General features: G+C 64.6%; 8 protein-coding genes. 1 reads left to right on the top strand and 7 read right to left on the bottom strand.

Translation table 11 applies throughout. The annotated features are described in order from the left end of the window. Positions 1–53: 53 nt before the first annotated feature. Positions 54–1,679: a glycogen synthase GlgA gene (gene glgA, locus B7449_RS05530; RefSeq protein ID WP_039736096.1), complete on the bottom strand. Its 1,626-nt coding sequence runs from the start codon at positions 1,677–1,679 to the stop codon at positions 54–56. A 229-nt stretch (positions 1,680–1,908) separates the two neighbouring features. After that, a complete protein-coding gene (gene glgP / locus B7449_RS05525) occupies positions 1,909–4,419 on the bottom strand; it encodes an alpha-glucan family phosphorylase (protein ID WP_039736095.1) in 2,511 nt (836 codons plus the stop codon). Between the two features lie 210 nt (positions 4,420–4,629). Here glgP and mgrA point away from each other — a divergent pair, with 210 nt between their 5' ends. After that, positions 4,630–5,655, top strand: coding sequence for an L-glyceraldehyde 3-phosphate reductase (gene mgrA, locus B7449_RS05520; protein ID WP_039736116.1), 1,026 nt, complete (start codon positions 4,630–4,632; stop codon positions 5,653–5,655). An 80-nt stretch (positions 5,656–5,735) separates the two neighbouring features. Here the strand turns inward: mgrA and urtE are convergent, their stop codons facing one another. From urtE to urtA, 5 genes are read right to left on the bottom strand one after another with little or no spacing between them, the layout of a single operon-like run. Continuing rightward, complete coding sequence (gene urtE, locus B7449_RS05515; protein ID WP_039736115.1) at positions 5,736–6,431, bottom strand: urea ABC transporter ATP-binding subunit UrtE; 696 nt, start codon at positions 6,429–6,431, stop codon at positions 5,736–5,738. Between the two features lie 35 nt (positions 6,432–6,466). Beyond that, positions 6,467–7,207 carry an urea ABC transporter ATP-binding protein UrtD gene (gene urtD / locus B7449_RS05510; RefSeq protein ID WP_039736094.1) on the bottom strand — a complete coding sequence of 247 codons (741 nt, stop codon included), beginning with the start codon at positions 7,205–7,207 and terminating at the stop codon, positions 6,467–6,469. After that, positions 7,204–8,343 (bottom strand): urea ABC transporter permease subunit UrtC, encoded by a 1,140-nt coding sequence (gene urtC, locus B7449_RS05505; RefSeq protein WP_039736093.1) that lies wholly within the window; start codon positions 8,341–8,343, stop codon positions 7,204–7,206. Before urtC ends, urtD begins: the two co-directional genes overlap by 4 nt. Then, positions 8,340–9,941, bottom strand: a complete 1,602-nt coding sequence (gene urtB, locus B7449_RS05500) for an urea ABC transporter permease subunit UrtB (RefSeq protein WP_039736092.1) — start codon at positions 9,939–9,941, stop codon at positions 8,340–8,342. The genes urtC and urtB overlap by 4 nt, the downstream gene beginning before the upstream one ends. Next, complete coding sequence (gene urtA, locus B7449_RS05495) at positions 9,934–11,274, bottom strand: urea ABC transporter substrate-binding protein (protein ID WP_039736114.1); 1,341 nt, start codon at positions 11,272–11,274, stop codon at positions 9,934–9,936. The genes urtB and urtA overlap by 8 nt, the downstream gene beginning before the upstream one ends. Positions 11,275–11,342: the final 68 nt, after the last annotated feature.

The raw sequence follows: 11,342 nt of genomic DNA, 5'->3' as shown, positions 1-11,342 counted from the left end.
CGGGGCCTTTATCATCATGTCCATGTCGTGACGCGGTGGGGTGGCGCGCGCCGTCAGTACGGCGCGGCCAGCGGGCGGGACAGGCGCGGCGGCCTGCGGGCGATCGTGCGCCTGCGGCCTTCACGCAGGCGCATGCCCATATCCGCCCCGCCGGGCAGGCAGATCACGTTGGATGCCGCAGGCGACGACATATCCATGCCCAGAACTTCGGCAAACAGCATGACGTAATGCGCCGCCTTGTCATTCCACGACACATCGTATCCCGCGCCATTCAGCTGAAGCTGCCGCCACGCCGGGCGGTTGCGCCGGTACAGCGTGCGCGCGCGCGCGACACCGGCGACCAGCGTTTCCCCATCCACCGACGTGAACAGGAAGCCCGTCGCCCCGCCGCGCGCCAGGGCGGCGGGATTGGCGTCCACAATGGTATCGGCCAGGCCACCCACGCGCGATGCAATCGGCACGGCCCCGTAGTGCAGCGCGCCAAGCTGGGTCAGCCCGCAGGGTTCAAACCGCGAGGGGATAAGCAGGGCGTCCACGCCAGCCGGCACACGGTGGCCCAGCACCTCGCTATACCCGATATGGCAGGCGAACCGCCCGGAATACTGGCGATGCAGGGCGGCAAGGCCGCGTTCGATGTCCCGGTCTCCTTCCCCCACCACGATAATCTGGGTATTGCCCGCCAGCAGCCGTGGCATGACATCAGCCAGCAGGTCTATGCCCTTCTGCGCGGTCAGGCGGCTGACAATGCCGATCACGAATGCATTCGGGTCCGCCCACAGGCCGAATTCCGCCTGCAGGTCGCGCTTGTTGGGCGCGCGCCCGATCATATCCCCCACGACGTAGGGGAAATGGACTGCGGGATCACTGGCCGGATTCCACGTATCGGTGTTGATGCCGTTCAGGATGCCCTCCAGCCGGTCGCTGCGGTGGCGCAGCAGCCCGTCCAGCCCCATGCCACCTTCGGGTGTCTGGATTTCCTGCGCGTAGCTGGGGGAAACTGTGGTGATCCGGTCGGCATAATACAGCCCGGCCTTGAGGAAGCTGATCGCGCCATAACATTCGCACCCTTCGACCGAAAACGCCTCCGGCGGCAGGCCGAATTCCGCCAGGCAGGACGCGGGGAAACGCCCCTGGAAGGCAAGGTTATGGATGGTCTGGACAACGGGCGGGCGCGGCGTGCCCAGCGCGATGCCGTCATGGTACAGGTAGGCCGCCACAAGGCCGGACTGCCAGTCATGCGCCTGCACGATGTCGGGTCGGTACTGGTCGATCCGGCCCTGCGCGATATCGGCGCCCATGCGCGACAGGACCGCGAAACGGATGCCGTTATCGGGCCAGTCCTGCCCATCGGGGCACATATACGGGTTGCCCGGACGGTCAAACAGGGCGGGCACGTCAAGGATCAGCAGATCCAGCCCGTCCACGGTGGCGGACCACAGCGTGGCGGCATGTCCCAGCAGGCTGTCCACATGGGCAACCACCCGCCGTTCACGCGCCGCCGCCATGACGGCGGGATAACCGGGCAGCAGCGTCGTGACCATGACACCATAGGGCGCAAGCGCCACGGGCAGCGACCCCGTTACGTCACCAAGCCCCCCTGTCTTGACGAAGGGAAACATCTCTGCCGTGACGGACAGCAGCCGGATCGGGGAAAAGAAAGGGGTAACCGCACGGACCATCGGCCTGTTTCCTTGCAGGGGGAAAAACCGGTCATATTTTCTGGTTCTGTGACAGTTAACGGGTCATTACCGGCATGGTCTCACCAACACGGTTATGTGATCGTACTGCCGCTGCGTCATTACTTTGCAATATTCAAAAATATGTCCGCATATAATAAAACGGCAATTATGTGGCGACACTACCAAATACAGAACCGGAACTATTATTTTCCGCCTGCGGCCATCATGTCTATTTCTGCCATGCGATGAAGGCCGCTTCCAGTGGAATGGACATATCGGGGTGAAAGCCCGTGACCCGTGGCGTGTAATCCGTTGCAGGCCGGCTGGCGTCCACTTCCGCGCCATAGGCCACTGACCCGTCCCGTCCGCCCGCCGCCGGTGTCATGGGCACGATGATGGGGGGGGCGGCGGGAACATCGGCATAAAGCTGGACCCGCACCATATCGGGCGTAATCGACCCCAGATGCAGGTCAACATGGATATGCCAGCGATCCGCCACGCGCGTCACCTGCAACGCGCCAAAGCGTATGTCCGCCCATCCTGCCGCCATTGCCCGCCGCCAGCGCCCGATATCGGCTGCTTTCGTCCCGCCATCGGCCAGCCGCGCGCGATAGGCGGCGGCGGCAGGCAGATAGAACCCGTGCGTATAGTCCCGCACTGCCCTGTTGGCTGAAAAACGCGGGGTCAGACGCGCCATGCTTTCGCGCATGATCGCAACCCATCCCTGTGGCACCCCATCCCCGTCGCGCTGGTAGAACAGGGGGACGATGTCGCGTTCCAGCAGGGTGTACAGGCTGTCCGCATCATGGGCGTCGCGCGATGGGCCTTCGCCATGGTCCATGCCGCCGCCAATGACCCATCCCACGTCCGGCGCACCTGCTTCCGCCCACCACCCGTCGGGTTCGGACACGTTCAGGCCGCCATTGACAAGGACCTTCATGCCGCTGGTGCCACAGGCCTCCCACGGGCGCAGGGGCGTATTGATCCACAGGTCCACCCCTTCCACCAGCCGTCGCGCAATGGACATGTCATAATCCACCAGAAAGGTCGCATGCCCCTGCACATCCGGACGGCGGATAAACTCCATCCACCGGGTAATCAGCGCCTGTCCCGCCATGTCGCGCGGATGCGCCTTGCCCGCGATCACCAGTTGCACGGGCCGGTCCGCGCGGGTCAGGATACGGGCCAGCCTGTCGGGATCATGCAGCAGCAGGTCGGGACGCTTGTAGGTGGCGAAACGCCGCGCAAACCCGATGGTCAGGACATCCGGGCCGAACGCTGGCGGCGGCATGCCGCATTCATGCCGCCCGCCCATGAAGCAGGCCCGCGCGCTGTGCTGCCCCACCATGAACCTGACCAGTGCCGCGCGGGCCTGCATGCGGCTGTGCCACAGATCATGGTCGGGGATGGCGCGGATGCCGTGCTCCACTTCTTCCAGCGTGCCAAGCCAGCGGTCCTTGCCCGTGGCGCTCGTCCACAGGGCATCAGCGGCAGCGCTGTCCCACGTGGGCACATGCACCCCGTTGGTGACATGGGAAACCGGCACCTCGCCCTGCGGCCAGCGGGGAAACTGCGGGTTGAACAGGGCACGGCTGACCTGTTCATGCAGGCGGCTGACGGCATTGACCGCACCACTGACGCGCAGCGCCAGCCAGGCCATGTTGAAGGGGGCATCCGGGGCGGCCCCCTCCCCCTGTCCCAGCACGAGGATCTCGGCGATGTCCGTGCGCAGGTCATTACGGGCGTAAAAATCCAGATGCCGCCGGACCAGTTCGGGGGCAAAGCGGTCAAATCCGGCGGGCACGGCGGTATGGGTGGTGAAGACCGTGCCCGCACGGGCGATGGTCAGGGCATGGGCAAAGGGGATGCCAAGATCCTCCATCAGTCCGCAGGCGCGCTCAAGGGCGGCAAAGGCGGCATGGCCTTCATTAAGGTGACAGACATCCGGCCGCAGGCCCAGCACGCGCAGCAGGCGCCATCCCCCTATGCCCAGCACCATTTCCTGACGCAGGCGCAGGGTGTCGTCCCCGCCATAAAGCTGGGTGGTAATGCAGCGGATGGCGGGCGGGTTGTCGGGGTCATTGGTGTCCAGCAGGTAAAGGACCGTCCGGCCCACCCGCGCACGCCATGCGCGCAGCCAGATCTGCCCCGTAGCAATACGGAACGGCACGCGCAGCCGGTCGCCATTGCCATCACATACGGGGGTAATCGGCAACTGGGCGGGATCGTTGATGGGATACAGGGCTTCCTGCTGCCCTGTCGTGGAAAAACCCTGCCGGAAGTACCCCTGCGCATACAGCAGCCCCACCGCCACGACCGGCACGCCAAGGTCGCTGGCGGCCTTCAGCTGGTCCCCCGCCACGTTTCCCAGCCCACCGGAATAGATGGGCAGGGCCTCGTCCAGCATGTATTCCATACTGAAATAGGCGATGGTGGGCGCGGGCGCCATGGTGCAGGCCTGCGTGAACCATGCCGGTTTTTCCCGACTTTCGGCATGGGCGCGCACCAGCTGGTCAAGCATGTCACGAAAATCGGGCGTGGCCAGCAGGCCGCGCAGGCGGCTGCGCGGCGTATTGAGCAGCACGGCCCACGCATTGCGCGTATGGTCCCATATATCAGGCGCAAGCTGCCGCCACAGCCGGTCTGTGGCGTGATTCCATGTCCAGTGCAGGTCCAGCGCCAGATCGGTCACCGCCTGTTCCCCACTACTGGTGTTGCATGGTGCCGTCATATCGCTCATGGCGCTGCATTCGTGCTGGAGGCGGGCGTCACGGTGGTGGATACGCGCCCATTACGGGGCGAACGCGCACTGTCCGGGGCGGTTGCACGCGGTCCGCTGCTGCGGTCGCGCGCGATCAATTCCCGTCCCTACCCTCTGGACAGGGGCAGGGTCATGCGGGATCAATCAGTTCCCGCCTTATATCCCCACCTGACAGAAGGAAGACCGCCCGTGACATGGGTTCCTGATACACAGCGATACGCACATGCCCGGTTCCGCCGCTGCGGCCATTCCGGGATAAGCCTGCCGCCCATATCGCTGGGGCTGTGGCACAATTTTGGTGGGGAGGACGTGTTCGAAACCGGACGCGCGGTGATCCGCCGGGCGTTTGACCGGGGGGTGACGCATTTTGACCTGGCGAACAATTATGGTCCCCCTTACGGATCGGCCGAAGAAAATTTCGGCGCGATCCTGAAACACGACCTTGCGGCGCATCGCGATGAACTGATCATTTCATCCAAGGCGGGGTGGGACATGTGGCCCGGCCCGTATGGGGAAGGTGGATCACGCAAGCACATCCTTGCCTCCGCCGAGCAGAGCCTGAAGCGGATGGGACTGGATTACGTGGATATTTTCTATTCACACCGCCCCACCCCCGATGTCCCGCTGGAGGAAACGGTCGGCGCGCTTGTGCAACTGGTCCGTCAGGGCAAGGCGCTGTATGTGGGCATTTCATCCTACAGCCCCGAACGCACGCGCGAGGCGGCCGGACTGCTGCGCGCGCAAGGCGTGCCGCTGCTGATCCACCAGCCGTCCTATTCCCTGCTGAACCGCTGGATCGAGGTCTCCCTGCTGGATACGCTGGCGGAACTGGGGGTGGGGTGCATTGCGTTTTCGCCACTGGCGCAGGGGCTGCTGACCAATAAGTACCTTCATGGCGTGCCGCAAGGATCACGTGCGACGGCCGGCTCCTCCTTCAGCCACGACATGCTGAGCGAGGACAACCTGTCCCATGTCCGCGCACTGAACGATATCGCCGCAAAACGCGGGCAGAGCCTGGCGCAGATGGCCATTGCGTGGGTATTGCGCGACCCGCGCGTGACATCCGCCCTGATCGGCGCGCGCAATGTCGCGCAACTGGACAACTCGCTGGATGCGCTGGCGAACCAGTCCTTCAGCACGGATGAACTTACCCTGATCGACCAGTATGCGCGGGACGGGAAAATCGACCTGTGGCGCGCGGTCAGCACGCTGTAAAACGGACCGCGCACCGGCAGGGTGGCAGGGGATGACGGGCGCGCCTGTCATATCCGCGCCCTTCTGGCGGTCCCGCAGGGTCAGATCGTGATGTGGGAGCGAACGTCCTCCGCCACGAGATCACACGCCTGCCCCGCCAGCACGACCTTGCCACGGTCCAGCACGGCGATGCTGTCAGCCAGTTCAAAGGCAAAGTCAAAATACTGCTCGACCAGCACGATCGCCATGTCCCCCCGGTCGCGCAGCATGCCGATAATGGTGCCAATATCCTTGATGATGCTGGGCTGGATCCCTTCGGTCGGTTCATCAAGCACCAGCAGGCGCGGGCGGATCACCAGTGCGCGCGCAATGGCAAGCTGCTGCTGCTGGCCGCCCGACAGGTCGCCGCCCCGGCGGTCCAGCATCTGCGCCAGAACGGGAAACAGGTCGAATATCTCGTCAGGGACCCTGCGCTGCCCGCGTGGCAGAAGACCGAATCCCGTTTCCAGGTTCTCACGCACGCTCAGCAGTGGAAAGATGTCGCGCCCCTGCGGCACTGTGGCGATGCCACGGCTGGCGCGGTCATAGGCGGCCAGTTTCGTTATGTCCTCGCCTTCCCATTCGATCCGGCCCGAACTTATGGCGTGCATGCCGGTTATGGCGCGGATCAGGCTGGTCTTGCCCACGCCATTGCGCCCCAGCACGCATGTCACTTCGCCCGCGCGCGCTTCGATGGAAACCCCGCGCAGGGCGATTGCCGCACCGTAATGCAGATGCACATCCTTAACACCGAGCATGCGCATTGCCTCCTTTCCTGCTTCGGGCGCGATATTCAGCGCCCAAGATAGACCTCGATCACGCGCGGGTCGGCACTGACCTCATCCAGCGTGCCTTCGGCCAGCACGGAGCCTTCATGCAGCACTGTCACGGTCACCCCCAGGGCACGGACGAAATCCATGTCATGTTCCACCACCACCACGCTGCGCGTACGGTTGATTTCACGCAGCAGGTCAGCCGTGGCCATGGTTTCGGCATCGGTCATGCCGGCCACGGGTTCATCCACCAGCAGCAGATCCGGTTCCTGTCCCATCAGCATCCCGATCTCCAGCCACTGCTTCTGGCCATGGCTCATGCCGCCTGCCGGCTGGTCGGCCATGGCCTGCAGGCGCGTCAGTTGCAGCAGGTGCGCAATGCGCTCATGCTCGCGTTCGCTCCGGCGCGCCATGAGCACCGCAAAGGGCGAACGGATGCCCTTGAGCGAAAGCAGCAGGTTTTCGCTCACGCTCAGGGCCTCGAACACGGTTGGCTTCTGGAATTTGCGTCCGATGCCCAGCCGGGCGATGGACGGTTCATCCAGCCGCGTCAGGTCGCGGTCCCTGAAGCGCACGGTGCCGGTATCGGGACGGGTCTTGCCGGTAATGATGTCCATCATGGTCGTCTTGCCCGCCCCGTTCGGCCCCACGATGGCGCGCATCTCGCCCGGGCGCAGCGACAGGCTGAGGTTGTTGATGGCGCGGAAACCGTCAAACGTCACGCTCACGTCGCGCACATCCAGCAGAAGATCGTCCGTCATGTCTCGTCTCCCTGCGTATCCGACACTTCCGGCGTCACCTCCTCCGGCGCAGGCTTGCGGACATGTCGCCACAGCCCCATGATCCCCTGCGGCAGGAACAGCGTGGTGCAAATGAACAGCAGCCCCAGCCCGTACAGCCAGAATTCCGGCAGCCACGCCGTAAACAGCGTCTTGCCCAGATTGACCAGTATCGCCCCCAGCACCGCCCCGCACAGCGTGCCACGGCCACCGACCGCCACCCAGATCACGGATTCAATGGAATTGGCGGGCGCGAACTCGCCGGGGTTGATGATACCCACCTGCGTGACATACAGCGCGCCGCCCAGCCCCGCGATCATGGCGGAAAACACCCACACCAGCAGCTTGACCTGATCGGGGCGGTAACCAAGGAAGCGGGTGCGGTTTTCCGCATCGCGCACGGCCACCAGCAGGTTGCCGAACCGGCTGCCCACCACGAAACGCGCAGCCAGCAGGCTGGCGGCCAGCAGCACGCCCGTCACCACCAGCAGCACGGCGCGCGTCATGGGCGCGTGCAGGTCGGCGCCAAGGATATCCTTGAAATCGGTCAGGCCATTATTGCCGCCAAAGCCCAGCCCATTCTGGAAAAACGCCAGCATCAGCGCATAGGTCAGCGCCTGCGTGATGATGGACAGGTACACCCCCGACACGCGCGAACGGAAGGCAAGCCAGCCGAACACCCCCGCCAGAACCCCCGGCACGGCCAGCACCAGAAAGGCGGCCCATGCAAAATGGTCCGACCCCCACCAGTACCACGGCAGACTTTTCCATGAGAGGAAAATCATGAAATCGGGCAGGCTGGCATTGCCATAAACACCCCGCGCCCCGATCTCGCGCATGAGATACATGCCCATGGCATATCCCCCCAGCGCGAAGAACGCCGCATGGCCCAGCGTCAGGATCCCGGCAAATCCCCATACCAGGTCAACCGATAGCGCCAGCATGGCATAGGCCAGGTATTTGCCCGCCAGCGACACGACAAAGGCCGAGGCATGGAGGGGATTGCCCTCCGGCAGAAGACTTGCCATAGCCAGGCCGCCAGCCGCCACCACCACGGCCGCCGCCATCCAGATCACGCCACGGAAGCTGCGCGTGCCGTGGGTCGAAAACGGGTTCATGATTCAACTCCCCGTCCGCGCACGGGAAACATGCCGCGCGGATGCCGCTGGATATAGAGGATGACCAGCACGAGAATGGCGATCTTGGCCGAAACCGCGCCAATGGTCGGTTCCAGCACCTTGCCGCCCATGCCCAGCGCCATGGCGGCCGCCAGCGTACCCCACAGGTTGCCGACACCGCCAAACACCACCACCATGAAACTGTCGATGATATAGGACTGACCAAGGTTGGGGCTGACATTGTCAATCTGGCTGACCGCGACACCCGCCAGCCCGGCAAGTCCCGCCCCCAGCCCGAACGCCAGCGCATCGACCCGTGGCGTGCGGATGCCCATCAGCGCGGCCATGCGCCGGTTCTGGGTGACGGCACGCATCTGCAGGCCCAGTGGCGTGCGGCGCAGCACCAGCATCAGCCCACCCAGCACAAGCCCGGCAAACACAAGAATGGCCAGCCGGTTGAGCGTGATGTCCATGCCCCCCACCGCAACCGAACCCGACAGCCATGCCGGGGTCTGCACCGCAATGTTCGTCGGCCCGAAAATGGACCGCACGGCCTGTTGCAGGATAAGCGAAAGCCCCCACGTGGCCAGCAGCGTTTCCAATGGGCGGCCATACAGAAAGCGGATCAGCCCCCGTTCGATCAGCACGCCCAGCGCTCCACATACCGCGAACGCGACCGGAATGGCCACAAGGATCGCCACCGGTTCCAGCGCGGGAATGGTGGCGCGTATGCCCTGCTGCACCATCCACGTCACATAGGCGCCGATCATCATCATCTCGCCATGGGCCATGTTGATCACGCCCATCACGCCAAAGGTAATGGCAAGGCCCGTCGCCGCCAGCAGCAGCACGGAGCCGTAGCTCAGGCCATAAAAGGCGTTCTGCAGCACGCCCCATGCCCGCAGGTGCCAGTCGATGCTGGATACGGCGGCCTGCGCTGCATGGCGCACCGGCAGCGCTTCGGCATCCGACCGGGCGACGCCGGCCAGAATGCCACGCGCCTCCAGCCCGCCTGCCGCCGCAAGCGACCGGACCGCCTCCAGCCGCGCGTCCTGCGCGCCCTGTCCGGGCGGCTGGGCCAGGATGGTCGCCGCGCGCGCCTGCATGAGCCGTGTACGGACCGTCCGGTCCTTTTCCACCGACAGGGCATGGTCAAGGGCGAGCAGCATGGCGGGGTCATGCCGGCCATAAAGCGCGTCCGCCGCCTTCAGCCGGATGTCGGCCTGCGGGGCGATAAGCCCCATTTCGGCCTGCGCGCCCGCCAGCGCCGTGCGGATGCGGTTGTTCAGGCGGATCGGCTTCAGCCCGTCCGGCACGACCGCGACAGGCTGGCCGGTGCGGGCATCGATGCAGGCCTCACCATGGCGGATGTACAGGCCGCCATCGGGGGTCGTGAAAAGATGCCGCTCCCCCAGCGCCTGCAGCACGGCGCCTGCCTGCGGGGCCCCCGATCCGGCCAGCGCGGAAACGGTGGCCGCCGTTTCATCCGGCCGGGCGCTGGACAGGCCGGAAAACGCATCAGCATGGGCGACGCCCGGCAACAGCGCGCCCCCCAGCCACAGCGCCGCCACAAGGCAGGCGGAGCGCGCTTTAAGCATGCTTGTGCCCAAGGCAGGTTTTGGTTGCCTTGTTGTAATTCCCGCACGAGATGGGCTTGCTCCAGTCCCCGATCAGGTCCTTTGTTTCCGGTACCCATGGCGACCATGCCTGACCGGGGACAAGTCCGGGGGTTTTCCATACGACCGAGAACTGGCCATCTTCCTGTATCTCACCGATATAGACCGGCTTGGTCAGGTGGTGGTCGGGCAGCATTTCGGCCACGCCGCCCGTCAGGTTGGGCTGGCGGATGCCGATCATGGCGTCGATCACCCTGTCATGGTCGGTCGTACCGGCCTTTGTCACGGCCTGCACCCACATGTTGAAGCCAATGTAATGCGCTTCCATCGGGTCGTTGGTGGTACGCTTCGGGTTTCTGGTGAAGTCGTGCCACTGCCTGATGAACGCGGTATTGGCAGGCGTGTCGATGCTTTCGAAATAGTTCCATGCGGCAAGCTGGCCCACCAGCGGGGCGGTATCCATGCCCGCCAGTTCCTCCTCACCCACGCTGAAGGCCATGACCGGGATGTCGGTTGCCGAAATGCCCTGATTGCCCAGTTCCTTGTAGAACGGCACGTTCGCATCGCCATTGATGGTCGAGACGACGGCGGTCTTCCTGCCAGCCGACCCGAATGCCTTGATCTGCGAGACGATGGTCTGCCAGTCGGACTGACCGAATGGCGTGTAGTTGACCATGATGTCCGATTCGGCAATCCCCTTGGCCTTGAGGTAATTGACAAGGATCTGGTTGGTCGTGCGCGGATAGACGTAATCCGTGCCGATCAGCGCGAAACGCCTTGCCCCGCCGCCGTCCTCGCTCAGCAGGTAGTCAACCGCCGGAATGGCCTGCTGGTTGGGGGCCGCGCCGGTGTAGAAGATGTTGCGGCTGCATTCCTGTCCTTCATACTGCACGGGATAGAACAGGATGCCGTTGAGTTCCTCGAACACCGGCAGCACCGATTTGCGCGACACGCTGGTCCAGCAGCCGAATACGGCCGCGGCCCGGTCCACCGACAGGAGCTGACGCGCCTTTTCGGCAAAAAGCGGCCAGTTGGAGGCCGGGTCCACCACCACGGGTTCCAGCGGTCGTCCCAGCACGCCGCCCCTGCGGTTCTGCTCGGCGATCAGCATCAGCATGACGTCCTTCAGCGTGGTCTCGCTAATGGCCATCGTGCCGGACAGGGAATGCAGGATGCCGACCTTGATCGGCTCACCCGTGGGGGCGGCGGCACGCGCCGGGCCTGCCCGCCACATCCCGCCCACAGCAGCCGCCGAGGAGGCAAGGGCAAGACGTCCGAACGCACGACGGGAAAGAGGAGGCAGGTTAACGGGCATGATGAACGGTCCTTTTGCTGCTCCCCATATTGTCGGCTGATATAAAAGCGCTTCCCATACGCATTCCT

It is taken from the genome of Komagataeibacter intermedius TF2 (assembly GCF_000964425.1).
GTDB classification, from domain to species: Bacteria; Pseudomonadota; Alphaproteobacteria; order Acetobacterales; family Acetobacteraceae; genus Komagataeibacter; species Komagataeibacter intermedius.
This window is presented reverse-complemented; position numbering and strand designations above follow the sequence as displayed.

Coding starts and splice junctions, on each gene's coding strand:
- glgA (WP_039736096.1), bottom strand. CDS start 1,679: ATGGTCCGTGCGGTTACCCCTTTCTTTTCCCCGATCCGGCTGCTGTCC.
- glgP (WP_039736095.1), bottom strand. CDS start 4,419: ATGAGCGATATGACGGCACCATGCAACACCAGTAGTGGGGAACAGGCG.
- urtE (WP_039736115.1), bottom strand. CDS start 6,431: ATGCTCGGTGTTAAGGATGTGCATCTGCATTACGGTGCGGCAATCGCC.
- urtD (WP_039736094.1), bottom strand. CDS start 7,207: ATGACGGACGATCTTCTGCTGGATGTGCGCGACGTGAGCGTGACGTTT.
- urtC (WP_039736093.1), bottom strand. CDS start 8,343: ATGAACCCGTTTTCGACCCACGGCACGCGCAGCTTCCGTGGCGTGATC.
- urtB (WP_039736092.1), bottom strand. CDS start 9,941: ATGCTTAAAGCGCGCTCCGCCTGCCTTGTGGCGGCGCTGTGGCTGGGG.
- urtA (WP_039736114.1), bottom strand. CDS start 11,274: ATGCCCGTTAACCTGCCTCCTCTTTCCCGTCGTGCGTTCGGACGTCTT.